The organism is Paenibacillus campinasensis (assembly GCF_002272015.1).
Classification (GTDB): Bacteria; Bacillota; Bacilli; order Paenibacillales; family Paenibacillaceae; genus Paenibacillus_AQ; species Paenibacillus_AQ campinasensis.
The window spans coordinates 21,940-43,681 of the sequence record NZ_NPBY01000049.1 but is presented as its reverse complement, the minus strand read 5'-3'; the positions used below and the strand labels follow the sequence as shown (position 1 = coordinate 43,681).

The 21,742-nt window shown below is 53.2% G+C and carries 23 protein-coding genes and 1 riboswitch; of the genes, 2 read left to right on the top strand and 21 right to left on the bottom strand.

From position 1 onward, the window contains the following. Positions 1–26: 26 nt before the first annotated feature. From CHH67_RS16755 to metA, 5 genes are all read right to left on the bottom strand, one after another. Positions 27–929, bottom strand: a complete 903-nt coding sequence (locus CHH67_RS16755) for a putative sporulation protein YtxC (RefSeq protein ID WP_095266348.1) — start codon at positions 927–929, stop codon at positions 27–29. A gap of 274 nt (positions 930–1,203) precedes the next feature. After that, complete coding sequence (gene mqnC / locus CHH67_RS16750; RefSeq protein ID WP_095266347.1) at positions 1,204–2,337, bottom strand: cyclic dehypoxanthinyl futalosine synthase; 1,134 nt, start codon at positions 2,335–2,337, stop codon at positions 1,204–1,206. Positions 2,338–2,603: 266 nt separating this feature from the next. Next, complete coding sequence (locus tag CHH67_RS16745; RefSeq protein WP_095266346.1) at positions 2,604–3,773, bottom strand: aminotransferase class V-fold PLP-dependent enzyme; 1,170 nt, start codon at positions 3,771–3,773, stop codon at positions 2,604–2,606. Next, entirely contained in the window at positions 3,770–4,954 is a 1,185-nt protein-coding gene (locus CHH67_RS16740; protein ID WP_095266345.1) for a PLP-dependent transferase, read from the bottom strand. The genes CHH67_RS16745 and CHH67_RS16740 overlap by 4 nt, the downstream gene beginning before the upstream one ends. A 27-nt stretch (positions 4,955–4,981) precedes the next feature. Further along, entirely contained in the window at positions 4,982–5,899 is a 918-nt protein-coding gene (metA, locus tag CHH67_RS16735) for a homoserine O-acetyltransferase MetA (protein WP_095266344.1), read from the bottom strand. Between the two features lie 132 nt (positions 5,900–6,031). After that, positions 6,032–6,163: riboswitch (SAM riboswitch) on the bottom strand. 438 nt (positions 6,164–6,601) lie between these two features. Between metA and corA the strand changes: the two genes are divergently transcribed. Next, positions 6,602–7,537 carry a magnesium/cobalt transporter CorA gene (corA, locus tag CHH67_RS16730; protein WP_095266343.1) on the top strand — a complete coding sequence of 312 codons (936 nt, stop codon included), beginning with the start codon at positions 6,602–6,604 and terminating at the stop codon, positions 7,535–7,537. A 100-nt stretch (positions 7,538–7,637) separates the two neighbouring features. On the opposite strand, the gene CHH67_RS16725 is transcribed toward corA, so the two are convergent. The 13 genes from CHH67_RS16725 to CHH67_RS16665 form a co-directional block, all read right to left on the bottom strand. Further along, entirely contained in the window at positions 7,638–8,669 is a 1,032-nt protein-coding gene (locus CHH67_RS16725; protein WP_095266342.1) for an HRDC domain-containing protein, read from the bottom strand. 208 nt (positions 8,670–8,877) lie between these two features. After that, the gene (locus tag CHH67_RS16720) at positions 8,878–9,765 is read right to left on the bottom strand and encodes an ROK family protein (RefSeq protein WP_095266341.1); all 888 of its coding nucleotides are present in this window, start codon (positions 9,763–9,765) and stop codon (positions 8,878–8,880) included. A 27-nt stretch (positions 9,766–9,792) separates the two neighbouring features. Further along, the gene (gene modB / locus CHH67_RS16715; RefSeq protein WP_095266421.1) at positions 9,793–10,446 is read right to left on the bottom strand and encodes a molybdate ABC transporter permease subunit; all 654 of its coding nucleotides are present in this window, start codon (positions 10,444–10,446) and stop codon (positions 9,793–9,795) included. Between the two features lie 24 nt (positions 10,447–10,470). Then, complete coding sequence (gene modA, locus CHH67_RS16710) at positions 10,471–11,325, bottom strand: molybdate ABC transporter substrate-binding protein (protein WP_244908226.1); 855 nt, start codon at positions 11,323–11,325, stop codon at positions 10,471–10,473. Then, on the bottom strand, positions 11,322–12,212 hold the full coding sequence (locus CHH67_RS16705; RefSeq protein WP_095266340.1) for a 5'-3' exonuclease: 891 nt from the start codon (positions 12,210–12,212) through the stop codon (positions 11,322–11,324). The genes modA and CHH67_RS16705 overlap by 4 nt, the downstream gene beginning before the upstream one ends. Positions 12,213–12,377: 165 nt before the next feature. Next, positions 12,378–12,743, bottom strand: a complete 366-nt coding sequence (locus CHH67_RS16700; RefSeq protein ID WP_095266339.1) for an arsenate reductase family protein — start codon at positions 12,741–12,743, stop codon at positions 12,378–12,380. A 93-nt stretch (positions 12,744–12,836) separates the two neighbouring features. Beyond that, positions 12,837–13,874 carry an RluA family pseudouridine synthase gene (locus CHH67_RS16695; protein WP_095266338.1) on the bottom strand — a complete coding sequence of 346 codons (1,038 nt, stop codon included), beginning with the start codon at positions 13,872–13,874 and terminating at the stop codon, positions 12,837–12,839. Positions 13,875–13,877: 3 nt separating this feature from the next. Beyond that, a complete protein-coding gene (locus CHH67_RS16690; protein WP_095266337.1) occupies positions 13,878–14,438 on the bottom strand; it encodes a cob(I)yrinic acid a,c-diamide adenosyltransferase in 561 nt (186 codons plus the stop codon). A 97-nt stretch (positions 14,439–14,535) separates the two neighbouring features. Next, positions 14,536–14,796 (bottom strand): aspartyl-phosphate phosphatase Spo0E family protein, encoded by a 261-nt coding sequence (locus CHH67_RS16685; protein ID WP_095266336.1) that lies wholly within the window; start codon positions 14,794–14,796, stop codon positions 14,536–14,538. Between the two features lie 140 nt (positions 14,797–14,936). Then, complete coding sequence (locus tag CHH67_RS16680; RefSeq protein ID WP_095266335.1) at positions 14,937–16,142, bottom strand: aminotransferase class I/II-fold pyridoxal phosphate-dependent enzyme; 1,206 nt, start codon at positions 16,140–16,142, stop codon at positions 14,937–14,939. 126 nt (positions 16,143–16,268) lie between these two features. After that, positions 16,269–16,769: an Lrp/AsnC family transcriptional regulator gene (locus CHH67_RS16675; protein ID WP_095266334.1), complete on the bottom strand. Its 501-nt coding sequence runs from the start codon at positions 16,767–16,769 to the stop codon at positions 16,269–16,271. A 182-nt stretch (positions 16,770–16,951) separates the two neighbouring features. Next, entirely contained in the window at positions 16,952–17,341 is a 390-nt protein-coding gene (locus CHH67_RS16670; RefSeq protein WP_095266333.1) for a spore coat protein, read from the bottom strand. Positions 17,342–17,450: 109 nt separating this feature from the next. Further along, complete coding sequence (locus CHH67_RS16665; RefSeq protein WP_095266332.1) at positions 17,451–17,693, bottom strand: hypothetical protein; 243 nt, start codon at positions 17,691–17,693, stop codon at positions 17,451–17,453. A gap of 115 nt (positions 17,694–17,808) precedes the next feature. On the opposite strand from CHH67_RS16665, the gene CHH67_RS16660 reads away from it, so the two are divergent. Then, positions 17,809–19,050 carry an NAD(P)/FAD-dependent oxidoreductase gene (locus CHH67_RS16660; RefSeq protein ID WP_095266331.1) on the top strand — a complete coding sequence of 414 codons (1,242 nt, stop codon included), beginning with the start codon at positions 17,809–17,811 and terminating at the stop codon, positions 19,048–19,050. A 65-nt stretch (positions 19,051–19,115) separates the two neighbouring features. Here CHH67_RS16660 and CHH67_RS16655 read toward each other — a convergent pair whose 3' ends face one another. From CHH67_RS16655 to CHH67_RS16645, 3 genes are all read right to left on the bottom strand, one after another. Next, a complete protein-coding gene (locus CHH67_RS16655; RefSeq protein ID WP_095266330.1) occupies positions 19,116–20,318 on the bottom strand; it encodes an MFS transporter in 1,203 nt (400 codons plus the stop codon). 158 nt (positions 20,319–20,476) lie between these two features. Further along, on the bottom strand, positions 20,477–21,031 hold the full coding sequence (locus CHH67_RS16650; RefSeq protein ID WP_095266420.1) for a hypothetical protein: 555 nt from the start codon (positions 21,029–21,031) through the stop codon (positions 20,477–20,479). A gap of 213 nt (positions 21,032–21,244) precedes the next feature. Beyond that, positions 21,245–21,667, bottom strand: coding sequence for a DUF350 domain-containing protein (locus tag CHH67_RS16645; protein WP_095266329.1), 423 nt, complete (start codon positions 21,665–21,667; stop codon positions 21,245–21,247). Between the last annotated feature and the right edge of the window lie 75 nt (positions 21,668–21,742).

Here is a 21,742-nt window from a genome sequence, read left to right as displayed (position 1 = left end):
ATTATAATCCTGCTGGCCAGAATACGTCAAGTCATCATGCGCCCGCTTCCGAGAAACACACTGCATTCCGGACAGCTGCAGCATATCTGAGCCCGGTTGTCAAAAATTTGGGCCAATGTCATAATGACCGGCAAATCAGGATTTCGCGTGTGAATGATCATTCGGGCCGGGGAAACCGCAATCAGTGTGCTGACGATCATATCTTCGATTTCCATTTCCTGATCCAGCCTCTCAATGATGAGTCCGTCCTCTTGCGGCCGCTCGATCGGCCTCAAGTTGCCATCCAGCAGCAGGAAATCTTCTTCGCCCTTGTGGATGACGTGGACGATCGGCATTTTGGGCTCCTGAAAATAAACAAAATACTTCAGCAGACTCACAAACTCCTCATACTGCTGATCCAGGATAAACTCATCAACGGCGTACTCCGCCAAGTCGCGCAGCTCTTGCTCATAAGTGTGGAGGCGAAACGTCAGGAAGCCGTTCAAATTGAGCTCAGGCCCCTCAAGCAGACACTGGTCAATGCCTTCAACCAGCTTCCGTCTGCGGCTTTGCCAATATTGGGCAGCCTCCCCTTCATTGGACAGCAGCTGGAAATAGCATTGCAGAATTCGTTCTGCCTCCTCTTCATCGTCAAACTCGAACTCCGAGTACAGTAGCCGTGCAGCAAGCTCCTGCTCCCTCTCCTCCATAATGTAAGCAGTAACCGCCTCGGAGATAAGCCGTCGCAGCTCCTCCGCAGACAGCGTCCAGGTCGACAGCGGCAGCTTGCCGGAGCAAGTCCAAGTGACCCGGGCTTCTGCAGCGCTGAAAGCAAATTTCAGCTGCTTGCATCGCTTATGTAGCTCCTTCTGCTTGTCTGACAATATACGGCGAAATGCCTCCTTCTCATGATCCGACCGTGTATCGATTGAGATGCTGAACAGTTCCATGGAATCACTCCTTTCGAGTTCCCTTTTCAGTATATGGGGAGTGGCAGGGGGATATACGGAACATCAGCTTGGAAAAACAAGCAAGTCCTTATGAAGCAACGCATCAGCCTTACTATAAAAAACACCCCGTTCACTCCGGCTCAGCCAGACGATCGGGGCGGTGCTTCGCTATACGATGACGTTGTACTCGAGGCGGAAACTGTTCCCACAGAAAAAGTGTGAGTGACCAAGGAAGCCTTGATCACTCACACTTCGGATGATGGATAAACACAGATTAGTTCTGCATCACAAAATCGCGCTCGACGGTGCTGTTATCCTCAAACACACGCAAAATTTCGTACCGGGTATTCCGCTGAGCCGGAATATGTCCCGCTTCACGAATCAGACGAAGAATGGACTCGATGTTGACCTTGTATACCGCACCTGCGGAGGATACAACGTTCTCCTCCATCATCGTGCTGCCGAAGTCATTACAACCGTAGCTTAGCGACAGCTTGCCAATGTCCGGCCCCATCGTCACCCAGGACGATTGAAGATTCGGCACATTGTCAATGGCAAGCCGGCCGATGGCCACCGTCTTCAGATAAGCCTCCGGCGTCTCCCGCTCCCGCTTCAAATTGGTGTTGTCCGGCTGGAACGTGAATGGTATAAAGGCGAGGAAGCCTTTGGAATCCCATCCGTTCTGAATGCATTCATCCTGCGCATCGCGGATGCGCAGAAGGTGGAGTGCGCGCTCCTCCATCGTCTCGCCCAGGCCGATAACCATCGTCGCCGTCGTGTTCATGCCGAGCTTGTGGGCGGTCTGCATCACGTCCATCCACTGGCGCCAGGAACCCTTGAGACGGCTGACTTTTTTCCGGATTCGATCGTCCAGAATTTCAGCTCCGCCGCCAGGCAGCGAATCCAGTCCCGCATCCCGCAGCTCGCGCACCACTTCTTCCAGCGGCAAGCCGGATACCTCCACCATCTTCATGATCTCGGCAGGCGAGAAGGAATGCATCGTAATGTTCGGGAAACGCTTCTTGATGTTCCGAAGCAGGTCGGTGTAATAGCTGAATGGCAGATCCGGATTCGTGCCGCCCTGCATCAGTATTTCCGTCCCGTTCACATCCTGGGTTTCCTGGATTTTCTGGAAAATGGTCTCATCCGGAAGAACATAGCCCTCAGAAGAGCCAGGTCTGCGATAGAATGCGCAAAAGCGGCAGTATACGTCGCACACATTCGTATAGTTTATATTCCGTCCAATTACAAAGGTTGTAATCGGGTCAGGATGCAAACGCTTGGTCATGATGTTCGCGGCATGGCCTATTTTCTCCACTTGATCGCTTTCAAACAGCGTTACGGTGTCCTCCAGGTTAAGGCGTTCTCCCCGCAATGCTTTATCCAAGATACGATCGATCGTACCCATATTGATAGCCTCCTATCTGCAGCAAATTCGCAGTGGCAAGTAAACTCTTGTCTTCACCATCCTACCACATTCCCGGTTCAAAAACGACATCCCGAATGAAACGGGATGCCGTTGTTCATGAATTCATAACATTTAAGAAGATATATAAGGCTCATATCAGATATAAGTGCTTGACTTCCAGCAAAGATGCCGCTACGGGGAATGAGGGGACTTCCGATCGCTCTTGCCCGGGGTACTTGCCTTCATTCGCTGCCAGGTTTATCCGCTCAAGCGCCGTTAAGCGCCTCGCTGAGATCCATAATCAAATCATCCACGTCCTCAAGCCCGACAGAGAAGCGCAGCAGACCGTCCGTAATGCCTCTCTCCTGACGCACCTCTGCGCCCATTGCCGCATGGGACATCATCGCCGGATAAGACAGAATGCTCTCCACAGCCCCAAGACTGACAGCTACAAGCGGCAGCCTGACGCGGTTCAGCACCTGCTTCGCCCGTTCTCCGGAACCTACATCAAACGAGACGACCGCTCCATATCCGGTCGACTGCTTCTCATGAATCTCGCGCCCCGGATGATGCAGCAGGCCCGGATAATAGACCCGCTCGATATCGCTGCGCCCCTGAAGCCAGGCTGCAAGCTTGGCTGCGCTCTGCTCACTGTGGGCCATTCGCGCCCCGAGCGTCTTCATGCCCCGCATAAGCAGCCATGAATCCTGAACGCCGAGCACCGTCCCGAGCCCGTTTTGCAGCTTCTTCAGCTCCGCCGCAAGCTCTTCCGTTCTGGCGACAGCAAGACCGGCCAGCACGTCGCTGTGGCCCCCGAGAAACTTGGTTGCACTATGAATGACAATATCGACACCCAGTTCAATCGGACGCTGATAGTATGGGGTCATGAACGTATTGTCCAGCAGCGTCAGCAGGTCGTGTTCCTTGGCCCAGCTCGTCACGCCGCTGATATCCGTTATTTTTAATGTTGGATTGGATGGTGTCTCCATATATACAGCTTTGGTATTTGGCCTGATTGCTGCCTTGACCTGCTCCAGATCGGTCATGTCGACGAACGTGCTCTCGATGCCCATGCGGTTCAGGATGGTGGTCAACAACCGGTAAGTGCCGCCATATACATCCTCGGTAACAATCATATGATCGCCGGCGGACAGCAGCATGAAGCTGCTGGATATGGCAGCCATGCCGGAGGAATACGCGAACCCGCGCACGCCGCCTTCCAGCAGCGCAATGTAGTCTTCCAGCGCTTGCCGGGTCGGATTGCCGGAACGGCTGTAATCATGAACCGGCGGATGATTGACGTCTTCGTGATGAAAGGTTGACGCCTGATAGATCGGGACGCTTGACGCTCCGGTCGTGCGATCGATCTCGCCTCCGAAATGAAGCAGCTTAGTTTCAAACTTCAACGGATCGGTTGAATGTCGGTCCGAACTCATCGCAGCTCGCCTCCTTCCACCTCGGCCATCGCTGCGTTCAGCGCTTGATCCAGATCAGCAATCAGGTCCTCGGCGAATTCGATGCCGACTGAGAAACGGAGCAGACGGTCATCTACGCCAACCGCTTCCCGAATCTCAACCGGAATATCCGCATGCGTCTGTACGGCCGGATAGGTCATGAGCGATTCGACCCCGCCCAGGCTTTCTGCGAAGGCAATCAGGCGAATATGCCGCAGCACCGGTTCTACATAGCGGGCATCCTTCACCTTGAAGGAGAAAATTCCGGTATTGCCGCTGGACTGGCGGCTCTGAATATCGTAGCCCGGATGTTCCGGCAGACCGGGATAGAATACTTCCTCCACAGCCGGATGTCCCTGCAGGAAGGTCGCAACCGCCGTCGCATTCGACTGATGGCGCTCCATTCGGAGGGCCAGCGTCTTCATCCCTCTCATTAACTGATAGGAGTCGGACGGGCTCAGCACCGCTCCGATCGAATTATGAAGAAAGGCCATCTCCTCGGACAATTCCTTGCCCTTCGTTACAATCAGGCCTGCCAGCACATCGTTGTGACCGCCCAGATATTTGGTCGCGCTATGTACGACGATATCGGCTCCAAGCTCAATCGGCCTTTGAAAATAAGGCGTGAGCAGCGTGTTGTCCACGATTGTCAACAGCTGGTGACGACTTGCCCATGTGCAAACCGCTTCAATATCGGTAATCATCATAAGCGGGTTGGTCGGCGTCTCGATGAATACCGCCTTTGTATTTGGCTGCCGCGATTGCTCCAGCGCATCCAGATCGTTCGTATCCACATAGGTTGCCGTTACCCCGAACTTGGACATAATCCGCTCCAGCAGCCGATAAGTGCCGCCGTACAAATCCAGGGATACAATCAGATGATCCCCCTTGCCAAACAGGGCAAATACGGTTTGCAGCGCAGCCATGCCCGAGCTGCAAGCGAATCCGGCATCCCCGGATTCCAGCTCCGCGCAGGCATCCTCCAGCACTTGTCTCGTCGGGCTTTTCGTGCGGATGTAATCAAATCCGGTGCTTTGGCCAAGCTTGGGGTGGCGGAAGGCCGTTGCCTGATAGATCGGGAAATTGATCGCGCCGGTTACCGGCTCCTGAACCGAACCGATCTGGGCTAGCCGGCTTTCGATATTCAACGGTTTTTTATCCATATCATTGCTCCTCCTCGGGTGTGCGCGCTAGATTTGCGGGCCGATGTCATACGGTGTCTCTTGGTACACATAATAGTTCAACCAATTCGAGAATAAAAGGTTGGCATGTGCCCGCCATACGGACCGTGGTTGCCTGGACGGGTCGTTGTTCGGATAATAATTAACGGGCAGATCAATCTCCATCCCTTTTGCCACATCGCGATCATATTCCCATTTCAGCGAGTCTGGATCATATTCGGAATGACCGGTAGCAAATATTTGCTTGCCATCCTTGGAAGCTACCAGATATACGCCGGCCTCCTCCGATTCCGACAGAATGACAAGATCCTCATGCTGGGCAATGTCCTCGCGGCGAACCTCGGTATGACGGGAGTGCGGAACGAGGAACATCTCATCAAATCCCCGGAGCAGCTTCGTACAGGGCTCGTTAACCGAATGCTCGAATACGCCAAAGCATTTCTTCGGCAGGCTGTATTTCGGAACTCCATAATGATAATACAAGCCGGCTTGGGAGGCCCAGCATATGTGCAGGGTAGACGTCACATTCGTCTTGGTCCACTCAAATATTTCCGTCAGCTCATTCCAGTAGTTCACCTGCTCGAACTCCAGCTGCTCCACCGGAGCGCCAGTAATGATCATGCCGTCAAAACGGCGATTTTTGACCTGCTCGAACGTTTTGTAAAACGTGGAGAGATGCTCAGCCGACGTGTTTTTGGAAATGTGGGAGCTCGGATGGAGCAGCACCACATCGACCTGCAGCGGCGAGTTACCAATTAACCGAAGCAGCTGCGTCTCGGTCGTTTCCTTGGTAGGCATCAGATTCAGGATAGCAATTCGCAGCGGACGGATGTCCTGATGGAAGGCCTGGCTTTCATCCATCACAAAAATATTTTCTCCAGACAACACTTCTTTAGCTGGCAGCGCATCTGGAATTTTAATCGGCATGTGAACTCACTCCTTCAAAATAATTGACGAATCGATTCATGCTTTCAAGAGAAAGAGCGATAAGTACCTTGAAACGCAAGAAAACCTTTCTCCGAAGAGAAAGGTCATCATATACGTATTAACTATGCGCCTCTCTCATCTGTCAGAATGCCTGCGTTTTTCAAAAACGCAAACCATGCATCCTGCAAGAATTAGCACCGTGCGATGTTGCCGCCGGTTGCCGGGTTTCATAGGGCTAGTCCCTCCACCTGCTCTTGATAAGATTTCGCTGTATTCGATTGTCACAAGACTGTTGTTAGATTTACTTTAAATCAATAATTTTTTTTCGTCAAGAACCTCTAGCTTTATCGTCACATATTCCTCGCGGTTTCCATACCCTGTACAACAGCGTCATATCCGGCCTATATTTCATCTTGAAAGGTCGTACACCCGGCGTTATACTAGACAAGTGCTGCAACAACATTGATGAAAGAGGTGACATGGAAGATGGACGGTGACCCGAGCCAGAAGCTGGATAACCAGGAAGCACAACCGCATAGGACCAAGATCAGCTCACCGGCGGAGGGCGGCGTTATTTTTCATGCGCTTATATAGAAGGCTTTAATGAGAGAAACCTAAGTTCTTCGCCCGTTCTTCCCCGGCAAGCTGATATCTTGTGCTTTTATGCGCCAATTTTCACGAATGGAAATGGAGTGATATCAGATGAAAATCCGGTTGGTTGATGCGGGTGTTTTTACACCTGTCGAAGACATCAGAGCCACCCTGACGGCCCCGGAAAGCGGCTTTTATTGGCTGGATGCCGATGTGGACGATCTGGAGGAACTGCAGCCGCTATTTTCCCTCCACGACCTTGCGGTCGAGGACTGCTTGAGCGAAGAGGAACAGCGGCCGAAGATTGAAATTTATGAAGATCATTACTTTATTGTAGTGAACAGCATTCGCTTTGATGATGAGGAAATCTTTCTGCGGGCGCTTAACATCTTTCTTGGACGGCATTTTATCATTACGGTAACGAAGCAAAAAATCCACGAACTTCGCACACTGAAACCTCTTCTATGGGAAGAGGAGGTCAGCACGCCGGACCGCTTCCTGTATCTGCTGATCGACCTTGTGACCGACAACTACTTCTCCGTCGGGGACCGAATCGAGGCGCGGATCGAGAAGCTGGAAGAAGATATTCTGATGCATACCAAGAAGGCCCATCTGCATGAGATTATCGGTCTTCGCAGTGAGATTCTGTGGCTGAAGAAGGTGCTCGGTCCTCAGAAGGAAGTGATCAACACCCTGAATAAAAAGGATCTTCGGCTCATCGATGATCAGCTGCAAAAGTACTTCAGCGACATCTACGAGAACGCCGTCAAAATTTCCGAGACGTTCGAGACGTATCGGGATCTGATGGGCAACCTTCGGGAAGCCTACCAGTCCAGTATCGCCAACCGCGCGAACGAAATCATGCGTGTCTTTACGGCGATTACAACCATCTTCATCCCGCTTACGCTGATCACCGGCATATACGGAATGAACTTCGAGTATATGCCTGAGCTAGAATGGAAATATTCCTATTATGTTGTCATCGGGATTATGGTATCTGCGGGTCTCCTAATGTTCTATCTTTTCCGTAAAAAGGATTGGATCTGAAATGAAAAACGCTGTCTCACAAGCTAGAGTAGCTGATGAGAGACAGCGTTTTTTAGGTTTATTCATCGCTTGTCACAGCAGCCTGAGGCTTTCCTCACGTCTAACCGACATTTCTTCGTCTGTCCGAATTTCGACTGTCCGCCCCCCCTGCGCTCCGGCGGTAACGGATCCGGATCAGACGGAGGCGTTCGTACAGCTGTTCTGTCGTGCTTGTCCCATCCGCCTCCTGACCATATACCCGCTGCAGGACAGGCTTCAGGAACGTGTCGCCCAGCTCCTCGAAGGCTTTCCAAATTGACTTCTGCTCCTCCTCCGGTACCGCGTTCAGCTCCAGCTGAATCAAGGCATCGGTATCATACCCGTCCTTCTCCAGCTCTTCCAGCTGCTCCAGCAGCTCACGCCGGGACATGGCGGTCCGCTCTTTCAGCTGCATGAGAGACGCCCCTTCGGCTATGCCGGACAGCATGACCCTGCGCGTGCGAAATCGCTCCAATTCCTGCTTGTACTTGGCCTCCTTCTGCTTGTACAGCCAGGCTACATATTCTTCCTCCCTTAGCGCATCATAGACCCAGTCAAGCGGAAACGCGGTCGTGCGCGCCACCTTGGACGTCAGCTCCAGCCACTCTGCACCATGCTCTGATGCCTTGCTGGCACCAATGCCCGGCAGCTGAAGCAGCTCCTCCTCCGTCTGCGGAATGAAGGCGCTGATTAGTCTCAACACACGATTGCTCGCGACGAAATAAGGGGCCTTTCTTCCCGAAGCCGCCTTCTTGCGCCGCCAGGCACACAGCTCGGTGTACAGCTCCTCGTTACCGTACAGCTCGCTGTAGCACTGCAGCTTCTGGGCCGTCTGCTGCTTGCCTGCCACTTCCTGCGGCTCATGAAACACGCCTTCAATCATAGGTCTGTAGCCATCTCCAAGCTTGACTGCCAGCCGGTGACGATAAACGTACAGCATTTCATTCCACGAACTGCCTTCATACCATTCCTCATCCACTGCCTCGCCGTCAAGCTCCATATCCCGCCAACCAAGGCGCCACACGCCTTCCTCCTCCCCAATCCAGACCTGTGCGAATTGCGCCAGGCCCTCCTGGTCTGTTCTCGACATTTGATTCATAAACACAATCTGCATGTTACGACTCCTCCCGCTACGCATTTCAGTACAACGACAAAAAGCACCCCTCCGCCGCTACTCGCGGCTGGAAAGGTGCTTCCTTATCCGTTCCGTTATACTGTTACAGTTATAATACCATATTCTGTAATGTAATCAAGCCTTTATCGCACAGCTTTCTCTAACTGTCCATGACCATGGCTGTAAGGTGGTAACGAACTTCTTCCGCTTAGTTCGCCTCTTCAGCCAAAGCCAGCTTCGCCAAGGCCAGCGCCCCGCACAGCCCCGCATTGTCGCCAAGGCCCGGAGGAACGATGAACTCGTCAATCTGATCCCCAAGGCTTGGATGCTGAACATAGCCCGCAAGCAGCTCCTGAAGCTTCTTGCGAATCATCGGGAACAGCTGCTCCTGCTTCATCACGCCTCCACCCATCACGATGCGCTGCGGGGATAGAATGAGCACATAATTCATCAGTGCTTGGGCCAGATAATAAGCCTCCATCTCCCATGCCGGATGATCCGGCGTAAGCTCGGCGCCGGCAACTCCCCAGCGTTTGCCAAGCGACGGACCTGCGGCCAGCCCCTCCAGACAGTCCCCATGATACGGGCAAGTTCCTTCATAGGTGTCTTCCGGATGACGGCGCACGTAAATATGGCCCATTTCCGGATGTGACAAGCCGTGGATCAATTCGCCGGAGACAACGGCTCCTGCACCCACACCTGTGCCAATCGTAATATACAGGCAGCTGTCCAGCCCTTGGGCAGCCCCCCATGTATATTCGCCCAGCGCTGCCCCGTTCACGTCAGTATCGAAACCGATCGGTACCGGAAAGCGCTCCTTCAACGCATTCACAATGTTGAAGTTGCTCCAATGAGGCTTCGGTGTGGTTGTAATGCTTCCATATGTAGGACTTCCTTTTACCGGATCAATCGGTCCGAAGGAACCGACGCCAATAGCAGACACATTCTTATCCGCGAAAAACTCAAACACCCGGCCCATCGTTTCTTCCGGTGTCGTCGTTGGAAAGCTTACACGCTCCACGACAGTGCCGTCCTCATTACCGATTCCGCACACAAATTTCGTTCCACCCGCTTCAATTGCTCCCAGTATACTCATGCTCGTTCATCCCTCATTTCATCATGTTCACCGGCCGGTGCGCTCTCGTCGTCCCGAACCTGCAGCTGCCAGAAGCAGCCAGGAAAACAATATAATGACCGCCGTCCAGGTCCACGCCAGCCTGTGATCCCCGTTGCTGACGGCAACATATATCGCAGTCGGCAGCGTCTGGGTTTTGCCGGGAATATTACCGGCTACCATCCAGGTCGCTCCGAATTCACCCAATCCTCTTGCAAACGCAAGGATGTATGCCGCCATCGCTGATCGGCTTACGAGCGGCAGTGTAATCCAGCGAAGCACTTGCCACTCCCCCGCTCCTTGCGACCGGGCGGAATCCTCCAGCTCGCGATCAACCGAGTCAAAGCCGGCCCGCATGCTCTGATACACAAGCGGAAAAGATACGACCACCGCGGCGATGACCGCAGCGCCCCAGCTGAATATAATCGGCTGTGCGAACAGCCACTCCGCCAGTCTGCCGACCCAGCTGTTCCTTCCCAGCACGACCAGGAGGATAAAACCGATCACGGTCGGCGGCAGAACAAGCGGCAGAATGAGAAAGGTCTCCACCATCGCCTTTCCCGGAAACATGCGGCGAGACATCCATCTGGCTGCCGCAGTTCCGAGTATAAAGGCCAGGATGCTGGACAGCAATGACGTTTTTAACGAAAGCCATACCGGCATCCAGAATAATTCCGATGATGACACCTACATTCCCTCCATTACAACAAAACCCGCCTGCTCAAAGATGTCCTTCACTTCATCCGTGCTCAAAAATGCCAGCAGCTCCGCAGCTTCCTTCGGATGAGAAGCGATGAGCGGCACAGCTGCAGGATACTCTATCGGGCTGTGCAGCTCCGGATCCAGACGCAGCACCGTCTCCACCTGATCGGACTGCAGGGCATCGGTCTCATACACAAATCCGGCATCCGCATTCCCCGACTCCACGTAAGTAAGCACCGCCGTAACATCCTTGGCATAAACCGCCTTGGTCTCCACCGCTTCCCACAGACCGACATGCTCCAGCGCTTCCCGGGCATAACTTCCGGCAGGCACCGTCTCCGGCTGGCCAACTGCCACAATACGAACCTGTTCCCCGGTTATATCGCCGAGCTGCCGGATGTGCGCGCTGCCTTTCCGCTCAATTAGCACAAGCGAATTACGAAGCAGTACCCGGATATCCTGCTCAGCTACAACCCCTTTATGGACCAGACGCTCCATCGGTTCCCTGGCGGCAGATATGAACAGATCCGCCGGCGCTCCCTGCTCCAGCTGCTGAACCAGCGCGCCAGAGCCGCCAAAGTTGAACCTCAGCCGCACCCCAGGATGGGATGCCTCAAACCTCCGGCCCGCTTCCTCCAGCGTTTCCTTCAGGCTTGCAGCCGCGGAAACGATCAGCTCGGTAGGCGGCTCCGCTCCTCCGCTTTCGCCACCAGAAGTCGCAGGCGCTGCGGATTGACCCTCAGCGCAGGCAGACAAGATGATAAGCATCATAGCCAGCAGGCAGGGGAGTCCATATCGTGTCATGCTTCTGTATAGCCGTGAAGCTATCGCTGTTCTCATGAAACGGTCGCTTCCCCGAACATATGAGCCAGGCTCTTCATTTCCAGCTCCTCCAGCTTGGCCAGGGCCCGGCTGTGGTCAATTTCCAGCAGGCACAAATCCAGCTCGCATTCCAGCGGAACCTCGCAATAAATTTCGGCCAAAGATCTCGACAGATGCAGCATATCGAGATCAGACTCAATTTTGGTGCGGACCCCTTTAGCCAGTGAATCGAGATTGGCCAAAATCCCTTCCACGGTCTGATATTGCTGAATCAGCTTCAGCGCCGTCTTCTCCCCGATGCCGCGGACACCCGGATAGTTATCGCTCGTATCTCCCATCAAGCCCTTCATATCCACAATTTGATGCGGCAGGAGGCCTTTCTCGGCATAGAGCGTCTCCGGGGAATAGACCATGTAATTACCATGGCCTTTCTTCATAATAATGACGGAGGTGGATTCGTTGACAAGCTGCAGCATGTCGTGATCCCCCGTCAGCACCATCACCTGCGATTGGGCGCCGAAGCGTCTGGCCAGCGTTCCGATGCAATCGTCCGCTTCGTAACCTTCCACACCCAGATTGGGAATGCCAAGGCATTCCGTTACCTCCCGGACGAGGGAGAATTGGGGAATCAGGTCATCCGGCGCTTCCATCCGGTTGCCCTTGTAAGCCGCAAAATGCTCTGTCCGGAAGGTCTTCGATCCCATATCCCAGCAGCATGCAACATGCGTCGGCTTGAACGTATCAATCGCGTCCCATAAATATCGCAAAAAACCATATACGGCATTGGTAGGCACACCCGACTTGGTGCGGCGAATGTACCCGCTCGCAGCCGTGGCATAATACGCCCTGAATAATAAAGCCATCCCGTCGACCAGCATCAAGGATGGCTGCTTGTTCGGTGTCAAGTTTAATCGCTCCTAACTGTTCTCTTCATGATCCATCTAGCAGTTCCCTGCCATTATATCATATCCCTGCGGTCCGTTGGGGACGAGATGTCAGGCCGAATCACATATCCACCTATTGGCATCATCTTGCTACTGGCCAGCCCCGATATTCGTCTAGGCTTCGCGTTACTGTCCGCCCCAGCTCTCCTGGAACTGCTCTGCCTTGAAGCCGACCGTCACCCGGGTACCGTCCGTCACGATCGGACGTTTGATCAGCCTTCCGTTCGAAGCCAGAAGGGCGATTTTCTCTTGATCAGACATTGCCGGAAGCTTGTCCTTCAGCTGCATTTCCTTGTAAACCTCACCGCTTGTATTGAAAAACTTCTTCAGCTCCAGGCCGCTTTTAGCTATCAAGTCTGCCAGTTCATGCTCTCCCGGCGGCTGTTCAAAAATGTGAACAAGCTCAAGCTCATGCCCTTGCTGTTGCAGCCATTTCACGGCATTGCGGCAAGTGCCGCATTTCGGATACTGATATACTGTCAATTTGCTCATATTTCAACAACTCTCCTTGATATTTGCTATTAAAATTTTTGAAAGTTTGCCTAGCGAGTTTCTTCCATGTCCGCATTCCCGATTCCAAGCATGTCAGCGTACCCTCTGCTGCAAGCGCTGCTGCAATGCCGCCATATCCTCCGGCATCGGAGCGGAGAACGTCATCTGCTCCCGTGTCATCGGATGAACGAGCGTCAGGCTCGCCGCATGCAGCGCCTGTCTGCTTATGCTCTCATCAAGCGCCATAACCCGTGCCAGCGCCGGGGACGAGGCAGCCTCCGCCCGTGAATCGTCCATACCTTCAACCTGCAGGGAAGTGTCCGCCTTCCCAGGGCCGTCGATCCCCCGGGAGCTGTAGAGTGGATGCCGGTACATCCGATCCCCGATCAACGGACAGCCGATGCTGGTCATATGTACGCGAATCTGATGAGTCCGTCCGGTTTCAAGCTTGAGCGCCACGAGCGAAGCCCCATCATACTCCTCGCGCACTTCGTATCGCGTCAGGGAAGGATACCCATCGGCCGTTATGATCCTTCGATGCGGCTCCTCAGGGTCACGGTCGATCGGCCCGTCCACCGTCCCTACGGCCGGATCGGGCGCGTTGTGAACAAGCGCCAGATAGCGCTTGTCGACCGTCCCGGCGATCATCTGCTCGGATACATGCTGGTGAACAAAAGGATTTTTCGCAATAGCGAGAACGCCCGACGTTTCCTGATCGAGCCGATGAATGGCACGAAACCGATATTTCCAGCCCCGGGACTGCCAATAGTGTACAATTCCGTTCGCCAGCGTGCCTGTGTAATGGCCGTGTGTCGGGTGAACGATGATCCCTGCCTCCTTGTTCACGACAAGCAGATGATCATCCTCGTATAGAATGTCCAGCGTCATCGGCTGCGGCAAAATATCATCGGATACCTCCTGCTGCATCCGAATCTCCACAAGATCCCCGGGCTTTACCTTCTCGCTGATATACACCCGCTTGCCGTTCAGCTGAATGCCCTGCTCCGTCAGCTTCAGTCTTGACAGCAGCTTCCGGGAAATCCCCATCCGCTGCTGCAGCACGGTCTTGAGCAGCATTCCGCCGTCTTTGTCAGGAACTGTGTATGCAATCGGCGGATAATAGTCTTCCATTTCTTATCGAAACACCTTTCCGCTTCGGACATATTCTACATCCGGCACACCTGCTTTTACATTGGCCGCGCGAGCCGCAACGAAGAAATAATCCGACAATCTGTTCAAATATTTTCGCACCTCCGGATTGATATCCACCGAACGGGCGAGGGTAACCGTCAGCCGCTCTGCACGGCGGCATACGGTACGGCATACATGCAGTGCGCACGACAACGCACTACCGCCAGGCAGAATAAACCGCTCCAGCGGCGGATTCCCTTGCTCCAGCTCATCAATCCACTGCTCCAGCCGCTCCACCATATCGGCCGTCACCTTGTAGCGGCTCTCATCCTTTTTGGCATAGGACAAATCAGACCCGCTATCGAACAGCTCGTGCTGGATCAGAAGCAGCTGCTCTTCCATCTCCTCATAACCGCTTTGTTTGGCGGCATGCACCGCCTGCCCTACAAAGCTGTTCAGCTCGTCAATCGTGCCGTATGCTTCCACACGCGCATCGTCCTTCGGGACGCGGCCACCGATGATCGACGTTTCCCCGGCATCCCCGGTTTTCGTGTATACCTTCATCGCTCCTACCTCCGTTATCCTCAGTTTATGTTCAATATATCATAACAAATGCGAATACCAAAAAGGAGACCCTGAAGGTCTCCTTCTATCCCGATCCTTATTTCTTCTTCGGATAAGTCTTCATATATTCGTTGATTTTCAGGTCAAGCAGACTGCTGATCTCAATCACAATATCTGACGTAAAGGACTGCTCTTCCATAAAGATTTGTTCCATCTTCTGCCGGAGCATGTGAATTTCATCTTCCAAGGTGATTTCCTGAGGAGTAGACTTTGCTGATTTAATTGACCATTTACCGTGCTGGTTGTCCTCAGCCATAAAATCTCCACGGTAGTTCGACAATTCATAATCATATAACATCGATGACCCCTCCTTGGAAAGTAAAATTCTGCTCCCAAAATAAAATTATACCATATCAATCAGTTAAGAAAAAGTGAAAATTTTGTTAATTCAAGGAAAATCTCAATCTGATTTCTATGCATTCATTGAGGAGCCATCCCTTAGGTCAGTTTGGCTACAAAATTGCCCATACGATCCAGCGCTTCATTTAGCTGCGTTATGGACGTCGCATAAGAACAGCGAATGAAGCCTTCGCCGCCCATACCGAACGCGGACCCCGGCACCGCGGCCACTTTCGCTTCGGTCAGCAACCGCTGGGCAAACTCATCGGATGACAATCCGGTGCGCTTGATGCTCGGGAACGCGTAGAACGCGCCGTTCGGCTCATGGCATTCCAGCCCGATGTCGCACAGTCCCTGTACGATCAATCTGCGACGCTGGTTGTAGGACTCCACCATCCGGTCCTTCTCGCCCATGCCGTTGCGAAGTGCCTCAAGGGCGGCAACCTGGCCCATTGCCGGCGCGCACATCACCGTATACTGGTGGATCTTCAGCATTGCATTGATCAGCTCCGGATGTCCGCATACATAGCCCATCCGCCAGCCCGTCATCGCAAATGCCTTGGAAAATCCGCTGACCAGAATGGTCCGGTCGATCATGCCCGGCATCGAGGCAAAGCTGACATGCTTGCCCTCATAAGTCAACTCGGCATAAATTTCGTCCGAGATCACAATCAGATCATGCTTCTTGACCACTTCCACAATCGGCAGCCAATCTTCGTAGGTCATGATCGCCCCTGTCGGGTTGCTGGGATAGCAGAGGATCAGCACTTTGGATTTGGGCGTGATTTTGGCTTCCAGCGCCTCGGCCGTCAGTTTAAACTGGTTCTCGGCCGTGGTCTCGATCCCTACCGGCACGCCGCCGCCAATGGATGTAATCGGCGAATAGGAGATGTAGCAGGGCTCTGGAATCAGAATCTCATCCCCCGGTACAACCAAGGCCCGCAATGCCAAATCAATGGCTTCACTGCCTCCGACCGTCACAATAATCTGATTGGCCGGATTGTACTCGACATGAAAGCTGTCATTCAAGTATTCAGCGATCGCCTCGCGCAGCTCCGGCATTCCTGCATTGGAAGTGTAGCCGGTAAAGCCACGTTCAAGGGAATATACACAGGCCTCACGGACATGCCACGGGGTCACAAAATCCGGCTCGCCGACGCCAAGCGTAATGATGTCCTTGTTCCCGCTGACGAGATCGAAAAATTTCCGTATGCCCGACGGCTGAATATCTCTAACCTGCGGCGCCAAATAGGAAGTCATCGATTTCCTGTTCTTCTCTGAAAGCTGCTCTTCATTCACAATCATGGCACACTCTTCCTTCTGTCAGACTATAGAATGTGTAACAGCGAAAGCCACGGCACTCTATACTCGTAAAAAAATTTCCGCTGTAAATCGCGGTCAGTCTGCTCGCAAATCCTTGCGATGTCAATGTTATGGAGAAATCAGAAGACGATTGTCTTCTTCACGTTCTTCGAAAATAATGCCGTCCTGCTTATATTTCTTCAAAATAAAATGCGTCTTGGTCGACAATACGGAGTCGATCGGCGACAGCTTCTCCGATACAAAATTGGCTACCTCGCGCAGGTTAGCCCCCTCCACCTCAACCAGCAGGTCGTAAGCGCCGGACATGAGATACACCGACTTCACCTGCGGGAACAGATAGATTCGCTCGGCAATGCCCTCAAAGCCTCTGCCGCGCTCAGGGGTAATCTGCACCTCGATCAGCGCAGTCACCTTCTCGTCATCCACCTTGCCCCAGTTCACTACGGTCGCGTACTTCACGATAACATGATCGCGCTCCAGCTCTGCAATCGCCGTTTTCACTTCTTCTTCCTCCACACCCAGCAGCGTGGACAATAGAGCCGGCGATCTTCTCGCATCCTCTTTCAGCAGGTCAAGCACCTTCAACTTCAATTCGCTTAGCTCTTCCATATTCGTTCCTCCAGCTCTAAATTACGAAAACCGTCCATGAACAGATCACGAAACAGAGATTAATACCTATATTACAATATCTCACATCCGATGTGCAAAAGAAAAAACCGATTCCCGCGTAATTGCTTTTCGCGCTGGAAATCGGTTTGTAGCGGGAACTACCGTCCCCGCAAGAGGTCCGGTTACATATACGTCGGCGGGCTGACATTCGCCGGATGCTCACCGACGTTTGGCGTATGTGCGAATGTGCCGATTCCCGCTGACTTCTGGCTGATCAGGTCACGGGTCTTCTGAACCGTCTGCTGTGCCTGCTGATGCTGCTTGTCCACGTCCATTTTCAATGCATGTGGAATGGAGGCAGAATATTGGTTTTGCTGCTGGATCAGATGATACATCTCGCCCTGCAGTTTGAGTGTATCCATCGTCAAGTTCGTGAACATTTGTCTTACTGTAGGACAAGACGCCTCGGTTGTAGCCGTTGTATATTCACGAACGGTCCGTTTCAGCTCTCCCAGAATGAAATTGAGCAATTCCTCCTGCGGCAAGAATGAAGCTTCGTTCTGCGTTGCCATCTTGTATAGTTCCTCCTTATTTCATAAATGTGTCAACAGGGACAAGTCGGCTTGAGTCAAGCAAACGAATGCCAACCGCCTTTACCTTTACCACACCCTAGCCTGCTCTTTACTGCGGCTGAGCCGGGGCAATTCCTTTATGGGCTTCCAGCGCACCCACCAGTTCGTTCAAATGCTGCTCATGCCGCTGCACGAATCCCATCAGGGCCTGCTGCACCATCTTGTCCTGAGCGCTGGCCGCGGTTGCAGCCGCGTGCTTGGCGAGCATGCTTTCGTTGGAAATGCAGTCAACGATATAGTCTAGTTCCTTGGACGTCAAGGGCAACATCTGATTTTGATTTTGAGTCGTCATGCTGTTAATCCCCTTTCCATATAGAGTCACACCCGTAGTATGCCTTCTCACGCAAAATCTATGTTCCCGTGGGTAATATTAACGTAAGCCGCATACACAAAGGGAGGTTCTAGCAATGCAGCTTACATTCGGCACTACCCCCTGGACATATCTGGACTCCACTGCCCATATCCCCCGTTACCCCCGTCTGGAGGAGAGAACGGATTGTGACGTGCTCATCATTGGCGGCGGCATCAGCGGCGCGCTGGCCGCATATATGCTAACCGAGCAAGGGGCCAAGACGGTGCTGCTGGAGAAAAGCCGCGTCTGCAGTCAAAGCACCGGAGCCAATACCGGGCTGCTTCAATTTATGAATGATGACTCGCTTACCCAAATTATCCAGATGTTCGGCGATGAACGCGGGACCCGAATTTACGAATTGTGTACCGACGCTATTGTTCAGTTGGGACGCATTGCTCAAGGGCTGTCCGTCGATGCCCAATTCATACCGCGGAGCTCCCTGTATTACTCAAGCACGCCGGAGGAGGCCGGCTCCCTCCGTCAGGAATACGATCTGCTGAAACGGAAGGGATTCCCTGTTTCCTATTGGGACAGGCAGCAGATCAAATCCGCCTTTCCCTTCTCGAAGTCGGCTGCCATATACTCGCACGGGGATGCCGAGGTCAATCCGTTCCGGCTTGGGCTGGGCTTGCTGGAAAAGGCTGCTTCTCAGGGGCTGCGAGTATACGAGAGAAGCGGTGTAAACCGCGTTGCCTATACGGATACAGAAGTGACTGTGTACACGGAGACTGGCGCTGTCCTGGCCCGAAATGTCATTTGGGCTGCCGGCTATGCTCTGCAGGACTGGAAGCCTGATGCTATTGCCGAGCGGGTGTTTACGTATGCGCTGCTGACCGAGCCCGTTCAGGACCTGTCCTGGTGGCATGAGCGCGCTCTGATCTGGGAAAGCCATCGGCCTTATCTGTACTTTCGCACGACGCCGGACAATCGCATTATCGCCGGGGGACTCGATGAGCCCATCCGGGAATTGCATCGTCCGGCCAAGCTGCTGCAGGAGCGAAGCGAGCGGCTGCTTCAGGATCTGGCGCGGCTGTTTCCTGAACTGAGCAGCATCCGTCCGGCTTGCAGCTGGGGCGGAGTATTCGCCAATACGGTAGACGGCCTGCCGCTCATAGGGCCTCACCCCGAATATCCGCACAGTTATTTTATCGAGGCGTATGGCGGCAACGGCATGGTGTACAGCTACATCGCTGCCAGGCTGCTCGCGGATACGCTGGCGGGACACCAGCGGGAGGAGCTGGCCTGGTTCGATCTCTGGCGCTCGTTTTCGCACCCATCCGCTCCCCACTCCAACTGAAACAACCTCCAGCTCGGCTATGACGCCAGTCTGGAGGTTGTTTTTGGAACAATCGTATAGGTAGGCTAAGCAGCATGCTGCTTCCAGGAAAAAAGCTTGCGCATGAACATCCAAGCCCCGACGGGAGAGGCGCCCAGCAAAAGCATCAGCAACGTGATCGTGGACGGGTCGCGGCGAAAAGCAAGCACCCCTATAAAAATGAGCAGCCCCGCAATACGCCCGGTCATAAGACTCAGTTCCCTCAGCGCCACAAGCTCCACTCTTTTCTCAACGTTATCGCGGTTGGCGCCCATCAGATCGAAGCTGACCGAGACGGCAGGCAGCATGAACAAAGGAATAAACAGCGACGTTCCAATTCCGAGAATGAGCAGCGTCACATAATTCACCTTCCACAGCAGCGGCACGATCACAATGAGCAGCAGAACCGCCCCCACCAGCATTCCGACGCTTCGGCGGTGCGGCTTGAACCACTTGCCGGCCACCCAGTAGCTGACAAGCGATACCAGGGACGTAATGAGGGCAAACTGCCCGATCTTCGCTTCCTGGTCTGTCGCTACATAGACAAGGATAAAAATAAGGAAGGAAAATACCCCTTCCCTAATCCCCTGAAAGATCAATCCCCCTACGGCATGACGCCACATGCGGCTCTCCTTCAGCTTGCGATAGCCCTCAAGCCAGTCGTAGCCGCCCTGAACCGGGCGCTTGCGGAGAAAGAAGCTGAGGACCACGGTAGCCGCGTATATGATCATCGACACGGTGAATATAAACCGGTATCCCCGCTCCCCGTGCATCATCGTAATGATTAAACCCGCAGCCCAAGGCCCGATAATGCCGGTCACAGAACCAAGCAAGCCGAGCCAGCCGTTGAACCAGTCCCGGTTGCTTGCCTCCGATATCTCAAAATAGACGACGTTAAAGGCGAGCCAGAACAAACCAAGCGACACACCAAGAAGAAGCCCGAGCGGCCATATATATTCTACCGCCTGATTCCCGGCCCACAACACGCATAAATAAAAAAGCCCCGACACCCCTATGCCGAGGCGAAGCGCATTCATTTTATTGTATTCCTTCACCCATTTGCCGGCTGCTATGAACGTAATCCCGAGCGCAATCTGCTGCGCAATCGTAAACCAGCCAAGCATGGCGTAATCCTGACGGCTTTTCCACAAATACACATTAAGGAATGTGCCCGACAATGCGCCGGATAACATAAACAAAGCATGCACCGTTAACAGAAGTACAGACTGAGGGTCCTTGTTTCGACTCATTCCAGATCCTCCCTTGGCTCTACACTTGAAGTCCTGGCTATTGTACCCCCAAGGCGTCAAGTTCATGAACGGGAGCCTGTCCATCTCATGCCAAAATAAATAAGAAAAAGCCAACCCCCTCTATCAATCGAAGGGGATTGGCTTAATTGGTGCGAAGGCTACTTCTGGTTATCGATAAGCCCTCGAATAAGTCGCAAGCGGTCTTCCTCGGCCAAGCTGGTATGCACCTGGAAGCATCCCGGACAAATATATACATGCAGATCAAACGGCGGCTTCAGCAGCGGCCCTTTGACGAGGGCTGGCGTAGCCGGCGTGAATCCTTCCTCGACCCGCTGGGTTCCGGCCAGCAGCATGTACTCCCGACAGTGAACGCATTCCGGCGCCTCTTCCTGCTCATCAAGCAGCTTCTCCACCGACTCCTCGAACGCGTACAGGTCCACATCATCACCGTACTTGTCAATCGTGCGCAGCGACGACAATGATTCGGTCTCCGGGGGCCAGAACGAACCGGACGCTGTCTCCTCCTCATCATCGCGATCCGAGATGTCTACTTCCTCATCCAGCTCCGCTTCTTCCTCTTCTGTGCCCAGTGCAATATTCAATGTGCGGTACCCTTTCAGCTCATTGGCGCAATGAGGGCAAGTCTCCTCTGGACCTATCTCCTCATCCCACACAATTTCAGTTTGGCACCATGGGCATACTGTAGGTTCCATAGGCTCTTCATTCCTTTCCATATTCAAACGGCCTTCCCCCATTCAGGCAGCAGGCCCTTGTACTCCCTATCTATTGGTTCATCAAATACACGATGCCTGATACAAAAAAGATCAAGGCAACCGCAAACAGAATTCGCGGCAAATATTTCATCCTCTTCGTCCCCCCGAAGCCATCAATATGAATCGGTTAACATCCGCTTGCGTTCCTGCTGATCATCCCAAAATGCTGGAGCCGATAATGTAAGACAGCGACACGGTAATCAGCATGACCGTCAGCCCCACCGCACGGTTATCCTTCGAAATTTCCTCATCAACCGAGAATACCGGTGTTAAAAACTCCAGCAGCAGATAGGCAACCAGCAGCAGTATAAACCCGAAAAAGGACCACTTGATCATCCCGTAAATCGAGGTATTCGCTGTAATACTGTATCGCATTACGTTGCATAGTGCAAAAATTTTGCCTCCGGTGACCATTGCAGCCGCTACATTTCCTTTACGTATCTCATCCCAGCAGTTGTATTTTGTCACCCATTCAAAACAGGACAGATATACGATAAGCGCCAAAATCGCCACCGAGAAAAAGCCGACCAGCACACCCAGCGGATGTGTCAGCAATTGATCGATCATTTCCGTCATTGCTCTCTTGTTCCTCCCCAAGCTGCACCTCGCCGCTCAGGCTCAAGGCGCACCGAATTGTGCTTCTATTGTATA

Excerpts from the sequence above, each read along its gene's own strand:
- corA (WP_095266343.1), top strand. The coding sequence starts at position 6,602 with ATGAAAATCCGGTTGGTTGATGCGGGTGTTTTTACACCTGTCGAAGAC.
- CHH67_RS16720 (WP_095266341.1), bottom strand. The coding sequence starts at position 9,765 with ATGAGTATACTGGGAGCAATTGAAGCGGGTGGAACGAAATTTGTGTGC.
- CHH67_RS16690 (WP_095266337.1), bottom strand. The coding sequence starts at position 14,438 with ATGAAGGTATACACGAAAACCGGGGATGCCGGGGAAACGTCGATCATC.
- CHH67_RS16700 (WP_095266339.1), bottom strand. The coding sequence starts at position 12,743 with ATGAGCAAATTGACAGTATATCAGTATCCGAAATGCGGCACTTGCCGC.
- modB (WP_095266421.1), bottom strand. The coding sequence starts at position 10,446 with ATGCCGGTATGGCTTTCGTTAAAAACGTCATTGCTGTCCAGCATCCTG.
- CHH67_RS16660 (WP_095266331.1), top strand. The coding sequence starts at position 17,809 with ATGCAGCTTACATTCGGCACTACCCCCTGGACATATCTGGACTCCACT.
- CHH67_RS16740 (WP_095266345.1), bottom strand. The coding sequence starts at position 4,954 with ATGGATAAAAAACCGTTGAATATCGAAAGCCGGCTAGCCCAGATCGGT.
- metA (WP_095266344.1), bottom strand. The coding sequence starts at position 5,899 with ATGCCGATTAAAATTCCAGATGCGCTGCCAGCTAAAGAAGTGTTGTCT.
- mqnC (WP_095266347.1), bottom strand. The coding sequence starts at position 2,337 with ATGGGTACGATCGATCGTATCTTGGATAAAGCATTGCGGGGAGAACGC.
- CHH67_RS16745 (WP_095266346.1), bottom strand. The coding sequence starts at position 3,773 with ATGAGTTCGGACCGACATTCAACCGATCCGTTGAAGTTTGAAACTAAG.
- CHH67_RS16680 (WP_095266335.1), bottom strand. The coding sequence starts at position 16,142 with ATGATTGTGAATGAAGAGCAGCTTTCAGAGAAGAACAGGAAATCGATG.
- CHH67_RS16675 (WP_095266334.1), bottom strand. The coding sequence starts at position 16,769 with ATGGAAGAGCTAAGCGAATTGAAGTTGAAGGTGCTTGACCTGCTGAAA.
- CHH67_RS16655 (WP_095266330.1), bottom strand. The coding sequence starts at position 20,318 with ATGAGTCGAAACAAGGACCCTCAGTCTGTACTTCTGTTAACGGTGCAT.
- CHH67_RS16725 (WP_095266342.1), bottom strand. The coding sequence starts at position 8,669 with ATGCAGATTGTGTTTATGAATCAAATGTCGAGAACAGACCAGGAGGGC.
- modA (WP_244908226.1), bottom strand. The coding sequence starts at position 11,325 with ATGAGAACAGCGATAGCTTCACGGCTATACAGAAGCATGACACGATAT.
- CHH67_RS16695 (WP_095266338.1), bottom strand. The coding sequence starts at position 13,874 with ATGGAAGACTATTATCCGCCGATTGCATACACAGTTCCTGACAAAGAC.
- CHH67_RS16685 (WP_095266336.1), bottom strand. The coding sequence starts at position 14,796 with ATGTTATATGATTATGAATTGTCGAACTACCGTGGAGATTTTATGGCT.
- CHH67_RS16755 (WP_095266348.1), bottom strand. The coding sequence starts at position 929 with ATGGAACTGTTCAGCATCTCAATCGATACACGGTCGGATCATGAGAAG.
- CHH67_RS16665 (WP_095266332.1), bottom strand. The coding sequence starts at position 17,693 with ATGACGACTCAAAATCAAAATCAGATGTTGCCCTTGACGTCCAAGGAA.
- CHH67_RS16645 (WP_095266329.1), bottom strand. The coding sequence starts at position 21,667 with ATGACGGAAATGATCGATCAATTGCTGACACATCCGCTGGGTGTGCTG.
- CHH67_RS16670 (WP_095266333.1), bottom strand. The coding sequence starts at position 17,341 with ATGGCAACGCAGAACGAAGCTTCATTCTTGCCGCAGGAGGAATTGCTC.
- CHH67_RS16650 (WP_095266420.1), bottom strand. The coding sequence starts at position 21,031 with ATGGAACCTACAGTATGCCCATGGTGCCAAACTGAAATTGTGTGGGAT.